Origin of the sequence: Methylosinus sp. KRF6 (assembly GCF_018887255.1) — a bacterium.
In the GTDB taxonomy this organism is placed as follows: domain Bacteria; phylum Pseudomonadota; class Alphaproteobacteria; order Rhizobiales; family Beijerinckiaceae; genus Methylosinus; species Methylosinus sporium.
The window spans coordinates 4264917-4280822 of the sequence record NZ_JAHLJF010000001.1 but is presented as its reverse complement, the minus strand read 5'-3'; the positions used below and the strand labels follow the sequence as shown (position 1 = coordinate 4280822).

General features: G+C 62.5%; 8 protein-coding genes, 4 pseudogenes and 1 CRISPR repeat array. Of the genes and pseudogenes, 6 read left to right on the top strand and 6 right to left on the bottom strand.

The genetic code is table 11. The features are described 5' to 3' along the window. Window positions 1-282: 282 nt before the first annotated feature. From KP010_RS20165 to KP010_RS20145, 5 genes and pseudogenes are all read right to left on the bottom strand, one after another. A pseudogene (locus KP010_RS20165) lies at window positions 283-974 on the bottom strand (IS110 family transposase). A 135-nt stretch (window positions 975-1109) separates the two neighbouring features. Next, on the bottom strand, window positions 1110-1823 hold the full coding sequence (locus KP010_RS20160; RefSeq protein WP_371824220.1) for a polysaccharide biosynthesis/export family protein: 714 nt from the start codon (window positions 1821-1823) through the stop codon (window positions 1110-1112). 160 nt (window positions 1824-1983) lie between these two features. Further along, window positions 1984-2226, bottom strand: a pseudogene (locus KP010_RS20155) (transposase); the annotation flags it as partial. Window positions 2227-2766: 540 nt separating this feature from the next. After that, window positions 2767-4050 carry a PepSY domain-containing protein gene (locus KP010_RS20150; RefSeq protein ID WP_142863662.1) on the bottom strand — a complete coding sequence of 428 codons (1284 nt, stop codon included), beginning with the start codon at window positions 4048-4050 and terminating at the stop codon, window positions 2767-2769. A gap of 35 nt (window positions 4051-4085) precedes the next feature. Then, the gene (locus KP010_RS20145) at window positions 4086-6329 is read right to left on the bottom strand and encodes a TonB-dependent siderophore receptor (protein ID WP_142863661.1); all 2244 of its coding nucleotides are present in this window, start codon (window positions 6327-6329) and stop codon (window positions 4086-4088) included. Between the two features lie 848 nt (window positions 6330-7177). On the opposite strand from KP010_RS20145, the gene KP010_RS20140 reads away from it, so the two are divergent. From KP010_RS20140 to cas2, 6 genes and pseudogenes are all read left to right on the top strand, one after another. Then, entirely contained in the window at window positions 7178-7855 is a 678-nt protein-coding gene (locus KP010_RS20140; RefSeq protein ID WP_142863660.1) for a response regulator transcription factor, read from the top strand. Continuing rightward, window positions 7852-9225, top strand: coding sequence for a HAMP domain-containing sensor histidine kinase (locus KP010_RS20135; RefSeq protein WP_142863659.1), 1374 nt, complete (start codon window positions 7852-7854; stop codon window positions 9223-9225). The genes KP010_RS20140 and KP010_RS20135 overlap by 4 nt, the downstream gene beginning before the upstream one ends. A 117-nt stretch (window positions 9226-9342) precedes the next feature. After that, a complete protein-coding gene (locus KP010_RS23110) occupies window positions 9343-9555 on the top strand; it encodes a helix-turn-helix transcriptional regulator (RefSeq protein ID WP_142863668.1) in 213 nt (70 codons plus the stop codon). Between the two features lie 210 nt (window positions 9556-9765). Continuing rightward, window positions 9766-10245, top strand: a pseudogene (locus KP010_RS22920) (CRISPR-associated endonuclease Cas3''); the annotation flags it as partial. Window positions 10246-10471: 226 nt separating this feature from the next. Beyond that, a complete protein-coding gene (locus KP010_RS22915; RefSeq protein ID WP_253203673.1) occupies window positions 10472-11272 on the top strand; it encodes a CRISPR-associated helicase/endonuclease Cas3 in 801 nt (266 codons plus the stop codon). Between the two features lie 5 nt (window positions 11273-11277). After that, window positions 11278-11569: pseudogene (gene cas2 / locus KP010_RS20120) on the top strand (CRISPR-associated endonuclease Cas2). A gap of 194 nt (window positions 11570-11763) precedes the next feature. Continuing rightward, window positions 11764-11928: direct repeats of the CRISPR family, unit length 33 nt; unit sequence GTCGCGCCCCGTGCGGGCGCGTGGATCGAAACG. Window positions 11929-12435: 507 nt separating this feature from the next. Here the strand turns inward: cas2 and KP010_RS20115 are convergent. After that, window positions 12436-15888, bottom strand: a complete 3453-nt coding sequence (locus KP010_RS20115; RefSeq protein ID WP_216281405.1) for a DEAD/DEAH box helicase family protein — start codon at window positions 15886-15888, stop codon at window positions 12436-12438. Between the last annotated feature and the right edge of the window lie 18 nt (window positions 15889-15906).

The window sequence follows — 15906 nt, the reverse complement described above, 5'->3', positions numbered from 1 at the left end:
CTGCAATCGGCCGGACTCTAATCGATGCTGGGGGGATTTTTCAGGGGCACGTCAAGGTCTCTTGTCGTGGCCTGAAGTGCGCCACGTGCCGGCATGCAGTTCGAAGAACAGGGTCCACATCGGTTCAGAGAGCTTGGTTTGCTCGAGCCCCGGGACTGGTTTTCCCCATTCTGAACATTGAAGTCCTTGCCGCATATGTCGTCGGTCGATCTCCTCGCCGAGCCGGCTCCGAGCCGGCCCTTTCAGCGCTTCTCCGCCTTGCTCCTTTCGGAAGCGAACGGATCACGCCAAACGATAATTCTGTTCACGCGTCATCATGGCCCAGATGATACGGGCCATCTTGTTGGCCAAGGCGACGGCTGCGACCATGCGCGGCTTGCGCCCGAGAATGCGGCCCAGCCAATTGTCGGGCAGCACGCCCTTGCGGACGATCCAGCGGATTCGGCTCATGGCGCCGGTCGATCTACAGTTGCATCGTCCATCATTTCCACGAGGCTCTTCAGGTTCGCTGGTCCCTTGGCGACGACGATCCCGAACTCCGCCAGATGGCCGCGCAGCGAATTGATCAATTGCGTTCGCTGTCTGACGAAACATTGATGCGTCCGAAAAGCGACCGCCCGCGCCTGATGTTCGGCGCTCTTGACCGCCACGCAATGCATATTCGGTCGCAGAGCGGCCTCGGCGATGGCGGCGGCGTCCGCCGCGTCGTTCTTCTGGCGCTTGACGAAGGGCTTCACGTAAATCGGTGGAATAAGGCGGACCTCATGGCCGAAGCCTTGCGCTACGCGACCCCAATAATGGCTCGTGGCGCAGGCTTCCATCGCGACGATGCAGCGCGTCTGCCCGCGCAAGAGCTGCTCGAGCTTCGAACGCGAAACTGTGCGATTGAATAGAACCGCCCCGCCGCGAGCTGTTCCGCAGACCTGAAAGCTGCGCTTTGCCAAATCGATCGCCAAGACATGGACTTCCGCCATAATGACCTCCTTCGTCGCGCCCCCCTTCCGGGCGCCCTCCGACATCATACGACGCCGGCCGAAGGGGGCATCCACCCCATCAGTTCAGGCTTCCATTGGGCCGGAGATATGACGCCTCTCGGCGAAGTCGAATTTTTAAAAATACCGTTCCGGCACACGCACGAGGTCGCCTGGATGAATCGGGATCGTCGGCGTCAGCGGATATTCTTGAAAATCTCGACCGCTGGCTCTTTGGATGAGTATTCGAGATTGACTGGCGCGGTAGGTGCTGCCCCCCGCGACCGCGATGGCGCTGACGACGTTGAGACCACTCTTATATGGATATTCGCCCGGCTTCTCGACCTCGCCGAGGACATAGAACGGCCGAAAGGTCGCTATATCGACCGTCACCTTGGGGTCGCGGAGATATTCGCCACGAAACTTCTTTGCGAGCGACAGCTCGAGTTCCGATTTGGTGAGACCGCCGGCCTGAATTGTTCCGGCCAAAGGCAGGGAAACAAAGCCGCCGGGGTCGATATCATACTCGCCCGAAAGCTTATCCTCGCCGAAAACCGTGATCTTGATCTTGTCGCCGGGCTGCAGTCTGGGAGTCCCTGCGAGATTGGCGAGGCGCGCCTCGTTTCCGACGCTCGGTCCTGGCAAGGGCACGATATCGCAACCTGTCAAGATCAACGCCATCGCCAGAAGGAGGAAGAACGATTGTCTCGTCATAAGCACTTTCACTCGACACATGCCTCGGATTCCATTGTCACGAACTGTTCCCAATGCGATGGACGCGAGAAAGAGTCGAACTGAAAAAAATGCCCCGGCGAGGAGCTTTGATATCTTCGCTACGTTACGAACGGCCACTGATCGTGGAGTGGGTCCCTCGCTTCATTCGATGCCGGATATCCGTCGTCCAAGGACAGTCTCCGTCTTGCTTCGGCCCTCTGAATGCCCCGCCTTCGGGATCATCTACAACAGAGTATATTATCGCTATTTGATATCGCTAAGAGCCTGTCCGTGAACTTCATGCTTGGTTACAAAGCCTTCTAATACCAATCCTCACTGATCGAAACCCATGGGCCCAACCGCGTAGCCCGATTGACATGATGCGCCACGGCTGGTCGATGAGCTTGTTCCAAGCGGCGCAACAGTGATCGACGATATCGTCGTAGGATTTGAAGACGCGGTTGGACAGCCAGTTTTCGCGCAGGAACCGCCAGACATTTTCGGCCAGGTTCAGCTCTGGACATTTCGCCGGCAAGGGAACGCTGATCGTGGGGCCTCTGTGTGAGAGCGCACTCGATCAGGCCCCTGAGGGAATGGTTGTCATCGCCTGGACCTGCGGAAGGAGCCTATGCCTCGAACTCGATCGCTGTCGTCTGGAGCACCGTGACCGTGACGGGCTCGCCGTCGAGCGTCGCCTGGACTGCGCAGGATCGTTTTCGCGCCCGCCAAGATGAAAGCCGCGTCGGCGCGCATATATCTGCCTCGCCTACTTCATGGGCGCCAGGGAGGAAGGGGTCGGTTCCGACGGGGACGATGCCGACTTCCGATACAGCCAACGCCCAGCGCAATCACGACCCGTGGAATAAAGGACGCCTGCTCGGCCAAAAGCGGCCATTCGGGCAGAAGGACGTCTGGACCATTCGGGTTCGCTTACAGATCGAAGGCTGCAAGCGTGACATCGCTATGCGCGAATCGTGCAGAAATGGGTGGCGAGTGCCGGACTCGAGGGTTCCGCTCACGGAACGCACTCCATGCGACGGACCAAGGCGGCTCGCCGAACGAGCGCCATTCATCCGGGCGATCACGGCCGCTGAGCCTGCCGATCCGGCGCCTGCGATGTTTGTGTTTCCGAGGATCGGGGCACAATCGATTTCGGCGCCTCGGCCGGATTGCGTCGGGCGTGAAGGCGGCGGGCTCTTCGTTTTTTCCACCAGATGTAGACGCCCGTCGCCGACAACGCCGTGAGGGCGAAGCCGAGCGCACAGACGAAGAGCCTGTAAGGCATTCCGAGAATGCGCGCCATGTGAAGCGCGTAGAGCCAGCTCTCGATCGTGTTGCCGATATGCTCGCCAGTGGGCTGCGAGGCCTCGATCAGATGGCCGTCGTCGCCGTCGAACATCACCGACGTCGCGCCGCCTTTGGGCGAGCGCTCGAACAGATCTCGGCTGCCGCGGACCTCGTAAATATAGGCGTTCACCTCTTCCAGATAAGAAAGCGCCAACGCATTGCCGAAAGTGAAGCCGCGCAGCGCCGACTGCTCGGCGACGAGCCGCTCGCCGGCGTCCTGCGCCGCACGCCAGTCGAGCGCCGGCGGCTGGTAGGCGCGTTGCGGCAAGGACAGGTAGAGGTCGATCGACGAGCGGAAGTCGAACAGCGTCCGCATCACCGGCTCATAGACGAAGGGCCGCAAATTCATCATCACGCTCGACCAAGCGAAGACGAACAGCGCCGCCCATAGCCAGAGGCCGCCCGCGCGGTGAAGATCGAAGTTCAGGCGGTAGAAGCCGGCGTTGCGCTTGATGAGCCACGCTGGCTTCCAACGCCGCAGAAAGGATTTCGTCGTCGGAGGAAAGGTCAGATAGAAGGCCACGAAGCAATCGATCGTCCAGATCGTCGCCACGATCCCCAATATCAGCTGGCCGACGCCGCCGAGCATCAGGCGCCAGTGCAGATCGTAGATGAAGGGCATGAGGTTGACGAGCCCTTCGGAGAGATCGGCGCGCTTGCGTCGGCCGAGCTCCGCGCCGGTCCAGGGATCGACGAAGAATTCCGTGAAGCCGAGATCATATGGCTCCTGCGTCTGAGGATTCCGCCGCGGAGCGAAGGAGATCGAGACCTGATCAGGCTCGGCGAAGGTCACGGCGGTCACGCGGCCTTGCGGAATCTGCGCCTCGGCTCGAGAAGCGAGCTCCGCGAGACCGAGCGGCGCCGCATCGATCCGAGGCGTGGCGAAGAGCCGGGGCGCGAAAACGCGCTCCAGCTCCGTATTGAAGGCGATCAGGCTGCCGGTCAGGCCGACGACGACGAGAAAGGCCGCCATGGCGAGTCCGGCCCAGCGATGCAGAAAAACGAAGAAGCCGCGCAAAGCCTCCCTCCTTCTCGAGAGCCGGACGCCGCACGTCACCACTGAAAATTCACCGATCCGACAAAGGTGCGCGGCGCAGCGTAATAGGCGGATTGAACTCTATCGCTATATTCGAAATACCGTCTGTCCGTGAGATTCTTGATATTCAGTTGAAACTTGACTTTATGTCCTTCGACCATGGCGCGATAGGCGCCCATCGCATCCAGCTTGACATAGCCGGGCAGCTTCCAGCTGTTGGCGTCGTTGCCCCAGCGATCGTCCGTGGCGTAGACGCCGCCTCCGAACTCCCAACCCTCCTGCGCGCCGGGCGCCGTGTCCCATTTCGCCCAGATATTTCCGACATGCGGCGCGACGCTGTTGAAGCGTTTGCCGGCGTCGCCATTGCCGAGGTCGTCGACGATCTTCGCCGAATCGAACGTATAACTGGCGATCACGCTCAAATTCTCGGTCAGATTTCCAGCGAGGTCGACCTCGATTCCACGACTGGCGACCGTGCCCGCGGCGCGGCTGAAATTGGGATTGGCGGGATCGGGCTCCAGAACATTTTTCTTGGTGATGTCGAACAGAGTGACGCTCGTCGTCACCTTCCCATCGAGCCAGAGCTTCTTGATTCCCGCCTCCCATTGCAGGGCTTCTTCCGGCGGATATATGGTCCCGTCGCTCGACACGCCATTATTCGCGCCGAACGATCGGACATAGCTGCCGAATATCGATGTGTCGTCGGCGAGCTTGAACAGGACGCCGACGCGCGGCGATAGTTTCGGCCTGTCGGGACGGTGGTCCAGCGGATAGGCCGTGCAAGCGGGAAAGCATGGCGCGTCCGCCTCCCCATAATCGCGCGAATAATTGACCTCGGATTTGTCCCAACGGCCGCCGAGCAGGATGTGAATGCGATCGTCCCAGAACGAAATCTGGTCCTGGGCATAGACGCCGAAGTCTCGCTCGCGGGATCGAAACAACGCATTGCCCCTTCCCGAATCGGCGAGGTAATGCAGATAGCCGGTCAGATTGCCATAGGCTGGCGAATAGACGTTGAGCGGCAGCGGCTGCGTCCCGGAGGCGTCGACGCCGAATGAGTCGTCTTGGTAGGAATACCAGTCGACTCCGATCAAGGGTTTGTGCTTGATCGGCCCCGTCAGGACCTCGCCCGTCAAATCGAGATTGGTCGCGACGATGCGGCGCTTATACATGTAGTTGCTGAAATTCCGCGCGACATTTGCGCCATCGAACCCGCCATACGCGAAGAATCCAGTCTGATTTTCGTCATTGTCGACATAATGGAAGCGATTGGTGATTTTCCATTTGTCGTCGAATTTGAAGGTCCAATCGTAGCCGACGACTGTTCGATGCACGACATAAGGAAAGTCGCTCCAGAGGGCCGGGTCGCCGATCGAGAAGCGCCGGGACAGATTCAGCGGACGATCATTGAAGCCGGGGATGACCATAGGCCGGCCGTTTCCATCGAAAAGCGAATTGACAGGTATTTTCCCGAGGCCGTCCGGCTGCCCCTGCTTCTTCTGATAGTGCTCGACTTGACTGTTGAATTCAAAATTCTGACTCGGCCTGAACGTCAGAAAGAGCGCCACCGCGCCATTGTCCCGGTGCTCGAAATCGGTGAAGGAGTCGCTGTGATCATATGCGCCCATGGCGCGGTAGAGCAGAGTTTTTTCGTCATTCGCCGGGCCGGTTATATCCACCGTGGTTCGTGACAATCCCCAGCTGCCGAACCTCGTCTCCGCCTCCGCCCTGAATTCCTCCTGCGGGCGCTTGGTCACGACATTGACGAATCCGCCGGGCTCGAGGCGCCCATAAAGGACGGAAGCGGGTCCTTTGACGATTTCGACCCGGTCGGTGAATGCGATCTCCTCGCCGCCGATGAGCTTCTCGAGCTGTAGGCCGTTGCGCCAGGTCGAGCTCATCTTGAAGCCGCGAATGAGATAGCTGTCATAATAAGTGCCGGGCGAGGATTGCACGCCGCTGACATTCTTGACGGCCTCCATCGTGTTCAGCGCCTGCTTGTCCACGATCACCTCATGCGGAACGATCTGCACCGCCACCGGCGTGTCGAGGAGAGGCGCGTCGGTCTTGGTGGCGCTGAAAGTGGAGGACCGAACATAGCCGGTCTCCTTCTCCGCGGGTCGGCGGGCGTCGTGAATGGAAGACGGCTCGGCTTCGCCAGCGATGTCGATCGTCGGGAGCGCCTCCTGTGCCAGCGCGGCGACAGAGGGAAGCACGAGGGTCAAGGCGGAGACGCCCCGCAAGTGGGTCGAGTCGATCATAGTCGAATTTCTCCTGGCGCGACAACCTTGGCCGCGGGAAAGCCGAATGAAAGGGAGACGCGGCGCCACCGCCGCTCGGGCTCAGGAGAATAAAGGCGGCGCTCGGGGCGACCAGGAACTCGCCCAGCCGCTCGGGCGGCCGCCACGCCTGCCGACCGCAGGTCTCGGGCCGCGGCCCATCGCGTCGAACGCCGGCGATTTTGTGAGGACGGCGAAACAGAGGTCGAACGAAAGCCGCCCAGCGTCGCGGTCGCATGCGCAAGCGAGCACGCAGCAGGGCGGCTCCTGATCCCGGCTGGGGAGGTGCGAACGAGGGGTGGATTTCTGCTCGACGCAGTCGATGGAGGACGGCGACACGCCGAGCTCGTGGGACATCGAATGCGGCGCGCCGTTCGCGGCGAGGCTCTGGAGGACAAACGACAGCGCCGCCATGCTCATGAAGAGCCAGCGGAGCCTTTTCGCCATTCCTCCCGAGTGGGTTCCAGCCGCCGTCACGGCGCGAAGCCTCCGCATTTCGATTTGTCGCCGCCGGCCGAGCCGAGGCAGATCGACTCCGGCACGATACGGATCGATTCTCCCGTTAGTCTCACATTCGGCTCGATAGCGCCGAAGTTCGCCTACTGTGTCCTCCAAGCAACAGAGGCGCTGTCGACCGCCCCGCCGACCATTGATTTATCGTCAAAATTTCGTTCAGATCAAAGCCTCGGCGGCCGGCCGGGCCGCGAGCTGGCGCGTTCCGATCGAACGCTATCGTTCGCTCGAACGAAAGAATGCTGGAGCGCTACCCGATCCAAACAGTTCGGATTGCGCTCCAGGAGAAAATTTTCTCCCATGCGAAGGGTGAGACAATGCGCATTCTCCTCGTCGAGGACGAGCCGGAGATGGGGCGACTGGTCGCCTCGCTCGTCGCGGAGGCCCAATTCATCGTCGATCGCAGCGGCTCGCTCGAGGAGACGATCGAGGCCGCGACGAGATTCGACTATGGTCTCGTCCTTCTCGACCGGCGCCTGCCCGATGGCGACGGTCTGTCGATCGTCGCCGATCTGCGCAGGCTGCGGCCGGGCGTGCGGATCATAATGTTGACCGCGCTGGACTCGTTGGACGACACGATTTGCGGCCTCGACGCGGGCGCGGACGACTATCTCTCCAAGCCGTTCCGCGGCCCGGAGCTGATGGCTCGGATAAGGGCCTGCCTGAGGCGTCCCGGAGCCGAGCCGCAGCCCTTGCTCGCCGTCGGCGATCTCGCCCTGGATCTCGTGAGGCGCGAGGTGACGATCGGCGGCCGCCCTGTCGGCTTGCACCGGCGCGAGCTCGCGCTGCTCGAAGCGCTGATGCGGCGCGCCGATCGCGTCGTCGCGCGTGAAGCGTTGCTGGACGAGGTTTACGGCCTCTATGCCGAAATCCAGCCGCATACGCTCGACACGCTCGTCTGGCGGTTGCGCAAGCGGCTCGAATCCTTCGGCGCCGACGTCACGATTCATCTTGCGCGCGGCATCGGCTATATGCTGACGGAAGCCGCGCGATGAGCGGAGGCCGTTCGCTGGCGCTGCGGGTCGCGCTCTACCTCTCGGCCACTCAGCTCGTCGCAATCGGCGCGGGATGGAGCTGCGCGCTCATCCTCGGCCTCTTCGGGCTCGAGGGATTTGCGACCTCCCTCGATGAAGTTGCCTTTCCACGCACTCGCGAAATGATCATCGCGTCTATCAGGCGCGACGCAGACGGAACGCTGCTTGTCGCGCCCACGCCAGCGCTACGCGCCGAATTGGCGCTTAACCCCAAATTGAAATATGCGGTATTCGAGCCCGCAGAGATGAAAGCCGCGCTGGGATCGTCGCCGGAGCTCGTGAGGGCTTTGACAAATCTTCACTCTCTGCATCCGAGTTGGGTCCAGTTCTCGCTCTCCCCAGACCAGCAAAGCCGGCCGACGGGCTATCTCCAATCGCGCGAGACGCCTTACGGTCTTTTGTCGATCGGTGTCCACGGCTTCGCCTTTCAATGGCAGGATCTATTTCTCTCGCTGTTTTACGACATGAAATGGATGTGCGCCTATTTCGGCCCAGCCATTGTCTTTTCGGCCTGTACGAGCTGGTTCGCCGTACGCCGGGGGCTCGCCCCTCTGCGCGACATCGTCGCCAAGGCCGCGCGGATCGACATGGATTCGCTCGAGCAACGTCTTCCGGACGCAGAGACGCCCACGGAAATCCGGCCGCTGGTCGTCAGCTTCAATCAGGCGCTGGAGCGCCTCGACGCAGGCGCCGCGCGATTGCGCCGCTTCGCCGCCAACGCCGCTCATGAATTGCGCACGCCTGTCGCCATATTGACGGCGCGGCTCGACGCGCCCAAGCAGTCGAGCTTCTTGATCGATCTGCAAGCCGATGTGCAACGTGTCCGAAATATCGTAGAGCAATTGCTCGCCACGACCCGCCTTTCGGAACGCCCCGCCTACGGCATCGATGAGGTCGATCTCGTGGCGTCGAGCCGGCGCGTCGCCGCCGATGCGTTGCTGCTCGCCCTTCAGAAAGGTCGACAGATCGAATTCGAGTCTCCCCAATCCGCGGTCTACGTCCTCGGAAATCGCTCGGCCATCGAATCCGTGCTCTCCAATCTCGTGGATAATGCGCTTCGCGCCGAACCCGACGGAGGACATGTGATTGTCCGCGTCGGCGTCGAAGCGACAGTCGAAGTGATCGACCATGGTGAGGGGATCGCAAAGGCGGATCGCGAACTCATATTCGAGCCGTTCTGGCGCAAGAACGGATCGATACCGGGAACCGGGCTGGGCTTGGCGATCGCAAGAGAGCTGATGACGCGCCTCGGCGGCCAAGTCAGCGTCGGCGACACCAAGGGCGGGGGCGCGACATTCATGCTGTCTTTTCGTCGACTACCGCAAGAATGAGATGCGGAAGAGCGTTTGATAGCGTAACCTGCCGAATGTCGTAGACGCGCGCGGCGATCCGCCGATCGTGGTCTATCATTACGCGCCGGGTCGCAGCTCCGAGCCGCGCGAGGGTGACTGAACCTCTCGCAGCAAGACCTCGCCGACGCCTGTCTGGTCAATCGCAGGACGATCGCCGAATTCGAACGCGGCGCGACCGTGCCGCACGACAGAACGCTATTGGATATCCAGCGGGCGCTCGAGGATCGGGGAATTGAGCTCTTGTCCGAGAATGGGGTTGCGGTCGGGATACGAATATCCGCGCGCGCTATCACGCGCACCACTATATGACGACGCTCGCGGACAAACAGGAGCATCGCATCGCACGGCCTCAATGAGCGGCGCTTGGTTACAAAATCACGAAGAAACTCCGAGTTCGACCCCACGCCGATGATCGACGACCGGTCTGCAATATAGAGCGGTTGACAGTTCATTCTCACATTTGTTCCCGGCCTCGTCGACGACCAGTCGATATGAATTACAATTGCAGGTGCACGAAAATTGTCGTGGTACGCGCACTCTATTCCCGATGAGACCGACAAATCACGCTGGCAGACGCTCGCCGATCATTTGAACGGCGTCGCCACTCTTGCCGCCGAAAGAGGCGCGAAATTCGGCGCGGGACCGGCGGTGGCGCTGGCCGGACTGTTGCACGATCTCGGCAAATATACGCCAGAGTTCCAAGCCCGTTTGGAAGGCGCACCGCCAGTCGACCACGCCACCGCTGGCGCGCGAGAGATCGTCGCGCTCCCCTCCTCGGCTTACGATCGCTTTGTCGCAAACATCTTGGCCCATGCGATTGCCTGCCATCACGCCGGCCTTCCAGACAGCTTCGGCTCCGACACATCGCTCGAGGCGCGCCGAAACCGGCCACACGCCTCGCTCGATCCCGCTTGGCGCGACGAGATCGCTCCCACAGCCGACGGGTTGACGCCGGCCTTCCTTTTGAAACCTGCCGACAAGAGCCGTCTCGCTTTTCGGACGGCCTTTTTCGGGCGCATGACGTTCTCGTGCCTCGCCGACGCAGACTTCCGAGATACCGAGGCATTCTACATGCAGGCGACGGGCGCGACTGTCGATCGCGAATGGCCTCGCCTGCTGGACAAGGCGAACGACTATATTGCGCGATTCGATCGCTATATGGACGAGAAGCGCGCTAGAGCCGCCGAAACCAACGTAAACGCCTTGCGGGCGAAAATTCTTCGACATGTTCGCGGGCCGGGCGCAGGCGGATCGCGGCCTGTTCACGCTCACCGTGCCGACCGACGGCGGCAAGACGCTCGCCTCCCTCGCCTTCGCCCTCGAGCATGCGCGACGCCATGGGCTCGAGCGGATCGTCTACGCCATTCCTTTCACGTCCATCATCGACCAGACCGCTGCGATCTTTCGGCAAGTCCTCGGCGACGAAGCCGTGCTCGAACACCATTCGTCGATCGACGAGGATCGCGCGAGCGGCCGCGAGGCCGCCGACAAGCTTCGCCTCGCGATGGAAGACTGGGCCGCGCCCGTGGTGGTGACGACCAATGTGCAGCTCTTCGAGAGCCTCCACGCGAATCGCCCGTCGCGCTGCCGGAAGCTGCACAATCTGGTGAACTCAGTGATCGTGCTCGACGAAGCGCAGACCATTCCCTTGCCTGTGCTGCGCCCCTGTCTCCGGGCGCTCGAGGAGCTCGTCGAAAATTACGGCGCTTCGATCGTACTCTGCACGGCGACACAGCCCGCTGTCGCGGCGCCGCAATTTCCGGGCGGGTTGCCGCTCGGCCCGTATCGAGAGCTGGCGCCGGAGCCGGCGCGGCTTCATCAGCAGTTGAGGCGCGTCCGCCTCGCCCACATCGGTGAAGCGAGCGACGATGATCTCGTCGCAGCGCTCGGCGAGGCTGGCCAAGGCCTCGTCATCGTCAACAGCCGCGGCCATGCGCTCGCGCTCTATCGCAAGGCCGCAGCGGCTGGATTGGAAGGCGTCGTTCATCTCACGACGCGGCAATATCCGCCCTCGTTCTGGAAGTAGCCTCCGTGCTGATCCTCGTGACCTATGACGTGAACACCTCTGGACCGGGCGGTCCCCGCCGGCTACGTCGGATCGCCAAGGCGTGCTAGGACTTCGGTCAACGGGTTCAATATTCGGTCTTCGAGATCGAGGTCGATCCGGCGCAGGTGGACATTGCTGAAGGCTCGTCTCGAAGGAATAGTCGACCTCGAGGTGGATAGCCTTCGCTATTACTATCTCGGCGCAGAATGGCGGCGACGCGTCGAGCATGTCGGGGCCAAGCCCTCGACCAATCTCGGCGGAACGCTCATCGTGTGAAGGCGCCTGCCGGGCCGGCGCGAACCGGATACGCGCCTCGATTCGCCGGACGGTTCGCGCACCTTCTAGCTCATTGTTTTCACGTTAGGATACGCGCTCGAACAATCTGAGCGGATGCGACCCGAGCACATCCGCGCCGTCTTTCGCGCGCAAGGAATGATTTCACATGTCGAAACAGGGCGCTACAAGGTAGCGGTCGCGCCCCGTGCGGGCGCGTGGATCGAAACGCCTGTCCAGAACAGCACATTGCCCACAGGAGGTCGCGCCCCGTGCGGGCGCGTGGATCGAAACGCGGATGGCAAGGCGACTTTCGCGGCGACCGGCAAGTCGCGCCCCGTGCGGGCGCGTGGATCGAAACGGCATGACACCACTCGGCCAACGTCGCCGGACGTGATGCGACGCCAATGACTTGCGCATTCTGGCGTCCGGGGCGGCATCCTCCCGCCCCGGCCAGAATTCCGTAATTTATTGGAATCGCTATAAAATCGTCTCAGCCCGGCGAGTTCCACATCCCTTATGACACATGGCTGGCGCACCACGGAGCCTCTCCTGCCCCGCCCTACCCCATGTCGTGCGTCATGGCGCGTTCTATTATTGGCGGCGGCGACTGCCGTCGGCGCTCCCCGAATCGAGAAATTCTGCGACGCCGATTCTCGGCCTGGACGCCAGCAACCCCGGAAGAGCGCGCTACCTCGGGGGCCAGATTTTAAGCGCTCGCCGATCGCTGTTCTTTCCGGCCGCTCGAAGCGCGTCGCCTCGACTGCGATGAAAGAGACCGAGCGAAGTATCGAGGCCCGCGGCCACGATCGCCCGCGCCGCGTCGGCCGCGTCGAAGGAGCGGAATTCGGCGTCGAGCGGAGGTCCGCTCACGCCGCGCTGCGCTCGTCCACGCGTCGGAGAATGTCGACGAGGCGCAGAACATCGGCCGTCTCGAAGACGCCCTCGACGCCTTTGGCGTCGAAATCCGTGAAAGGCGTCTCATAGAGGAGCGCGGGGTCCATCGCGCCGCGCTCGGTGAGATGATCGATCACGAGATTGAGAAACTCGTGCTGGTCCGCGGTCAGTCGCCGTCCATCCTCGAATTCCGAGAAAAGCCTTTTCGCCGCCTCGCGGTCCAGGCCGACCAGCGAGCGAACGAAACGCGCGAGGCCACCCTCCGACTGGATGAGGCCGAGGGAGGCGTCGTCGGCTCCGGACTCCTTGAAGATGCGCTCGAGCTCGGAAAGATCAGTCGCGGTCAGAGGCTCGGCGCGTTTCAACTTGAGGACGGCGATATGGCTTTCGTGCGGGCGCAGGAAGACGCGCGCCTTGCGGCGAAAGGCGTCCATATCCGTCCCCACCGGAAGGCCGCGTATCGCCACCTCGGCGCCGGCGCCGATACGATCCTCGAAATCGGAATAGACGATCGGCCGCTTCTCGCGCTCGATCAGCTTCACGAGCGCGCGCAGGCGTCGCCGGAGCCGCTCGAGCATGGGCAGCGTCACATCCTGCCAAAAGGCGTCGGTCTGGACTTCTCCGATCAGCGCGATCTCCGCCGCGATCATCGGCACATTGGCGAGCGGTTCGAGCAGCGAGGCGATCTCCCGAATGCGCGTGGCGAGGCCCACGAAAGAGGTCTCTACGCGCAGCAGGGCCAGCTCGGTTCGGAACAGAAGGAGATCGAACTGCTTGGCGGCGAGATCGTCGTCGCCGACCGACGAAGGAAGGCCTGCGACATGCTCGATCAATTCGGCGCGCGCGTCGGCGTCGAGCCGCGCCCAGGCGGCGCTCGACGAAAATTTTTCGACAGAGCGGCGATGCGGGCGGACGAGGAAATTGTCGAGGCTCATGCCTTCGACCTCCGCCCGCAGCGCGCCGGCGAGCGATGCGCGGATCTCGGCGACGGCGGCGTCGCGATCGGCGTCCGATCCGCTCTCGCCGACATGCAGCGCCGCCGGCGGCAATTGCGCGTAGTCGCCGGCCGGCGTCTCGGTAGCGGCGCCGTCCAACTCACCGATCAGTTCCACGCGCGCAATGAAAAGGCGTTTGCCGAGAGACTCGCCCGCCTTGCCGTCGGCGACATTCGGATGCTCATCGAAGAATTCGAAATTCCGACACCAATCGAAGATGTAGAAGAATTCCTTGTGCTTTTTCTCGCCGAAGAGATTTTCGCAAAGGCGCGTGCCGCGGCCGATCATCTGCCAGAATTTGGTCTTGGAGCGCACGGGCTTGAAGAAGACGAGATTCACGATCTCCTTCACATCGATTCCGGTGTCGAGCATGTCGATCGACACGGCGATATGCGGCGCCTTTTCCGCGTCGGAGAAATCGTCGATCAGCGTTTGCGCATAGGAGATCGAATGGTCGATCACCCGCGCGAAATGGCCGGAAAGATGCGGATAATGCACGCCGAAGCGCTCGGCGATGAAATTGGCGTGGTCCCGGTTCTTCGCGAAAATGATCGTCTTGCCGAGCCGGTCGCCGTCCGCGACCTTCAGCCCATTCTCCATGAGATGGGCGAGCACGCGGTCGACCGTGTCGGCGTTGAACAGCCATTTGTTGATCGCCGGCGCCTCGACGACGCCCGGAACGGCGCCGTCCTCCTCCCATTCGAGCGCGTCCCATTTCTCCTTGTCGTCGTCGGAGAGCGCGTCATAGCGAATGCCGCTGTCGAGAAAATCCGTCGTCAGCGACACGGCTTTCGGCGGCGCGAGAAAACCGTCGCGCACCGCCTCGTCGAGACTATAGGCGTCGGTCGGCACGCCGGTCTCCAGGTCGAACAAACGATAAGTGTCGCGATCGACCTCGCCCTTCGGCGTCGCCGTCAGCCCCACCAGCAGGCTGTCGAAATAATCGAAGATCGCCTTGTATTTGCGGTAGACGGAGCGATGCGCCTCGTCGATGACGATGAGATCGAAATGGCCGACGCCGAAGCGCCGCCCCTCGGCGTCCGCCTCGTCGATCAGCCGCATCATGGTCGGATAGGTCGAGACATAGACGCGGCCCTCCTGCGTCTTGTCCTCGACGAGGTTCACCGTCGCCGCGCCGGGCAGATGTTTCTTGAAGGCGTTCGTCGCCTGAGTCACGAGGGCCTTGCGGTCGGCGAGGAACAGCACGCGCTTCACCCAATTGGCGCGCATCAGGAGATCGCAGAGGGCGATAACCGTGCGCGTCTTGCCGGCGCCGGTGGCGATCACCAGCAGCGCCTTGCGCGCATGGTCGCGCTCGAAGCTTTCCGTCACGCGGCGGATGGCGCGCTGCTGATAGGCGCGATCGACGATTTGCTTGTCGATATTCTCCGGCGCGAGCGTCTTGCGCGTCTCGCGCCGCTGCAGCATCAGCTCCAGCTCGTCGCGCTTCAGAAAGCCCTGGATCGGGCGCGGCGGGTGACGCGTATCGTCCCAGATCCAATGCTCATAGCCGTTGGTGGTGAAGATCACCGGCCGCCGGCCATATTGCGCCTCGAGGCGATCGGCGTAGAGCTTGGCCTGCTGCTGTCCGTCGCGCGGATCGCGGCGGCTGCGCTTGGCCTCGATCAGCGCGAGCGGCCGCCCATCGGCGCCGGGCAGCACATAATCGACGAAGCCGACGCCGCTCGCATTTGGCATTCCGCGCACTTCCACTTCGGCGACATCCGGGGCCTGCGGATCGAATCCGGCCTCGCGCAGCAGCGTGTCGATGAAGAGATCGCGGGTCTCGCTCTCGCGATAGTCGCGCCGGTCGGGGATCGCCTGGTTCGCCGCCTTGATGCGCGCGATTTCCGCTTGCAGCGCCTCATGCGCCGCCTCGATCGCGGCGCGGCGCTCTTCGCTGGCAGCGAGGGCGGCTTCGACCGCCTTACGCTCCTCGACGCTCGTCCGATAGCGCCGCGCGGCCTCCTGCAATTGCGCCAGCGTCGTCTGCTGAACCTGCGCGAGCTTCGGCAGCGCCTCCAGGCTGAAAGCCGCATCCGGCGCGGGCTTCCCGCCCCGGGCGTAGGTGCGGACGAGCCAATAGGCGATGTCGAAGAATTCGCGCAGCGCCGTCGCCGCCTGGGTCGGGGCGACCGGCTTGCCATGGGCGGCGGCGTTGCCGACATCCTTCACGAAGCGGGCTTTGACGCAGAGCGTGCGGCCGACGAGCGTCTGGAAGCTCGGCGCCGCGATCAGCGCGGCGAGCGTCGATTCATAGGGGCTGCGCAGCGTCCCGTCATGCCAATAGAGCCATTCGACGGAGGTCTCCAGCGCCAGCCGGCAATAAAAGGCGGCGCCGCGCGAATCGCTGCGGGCCAACGCTTCCGCGCGCGAGGCGTGGGCGAATATGTCGGGAAATTCGGCTGCGAGAAATGAAAATTGGGACATGGCGGGTCAATTCGACGA

Coding starts and splice junctions, on each gene's coding strand:
- KP010_RS20135 (WP_142863659.1), top strand. CDS start 7,852: ATGAGCGGAGGCCGTTCGCTGGCGCTGCGGGTCGCGCTCTACCTCTCG.
- KP010_RS22915 (WP_253203673.1), top strand. CDS start 10,472: ATGTTCGCGGGCCGGGCGCAGGCGGATCGCGGCCTGTTCACGCTCACC.
- KP010_RS20140 (WP_142863660.1), top strand. CDS start 7,178: ATGCGCATTCTCCTCGTCGAGGACGAGCCGGAGATGGGGCGACTGGTC.
- KP010_RS20145 (WP_142863661.1), bottom strand. CDS start 6,329: ATGATCGACTCGACCCACTTGCGGGGCGTCTCCGCCTTGACCCTCGTG.
- KP010_RS20115 (WP_216281405.1), bottom strand. CDS start 15,888: ATGTCCCAATTTTCATTTCTCGCAGCCGAATTTCCCGACATATTCGCC.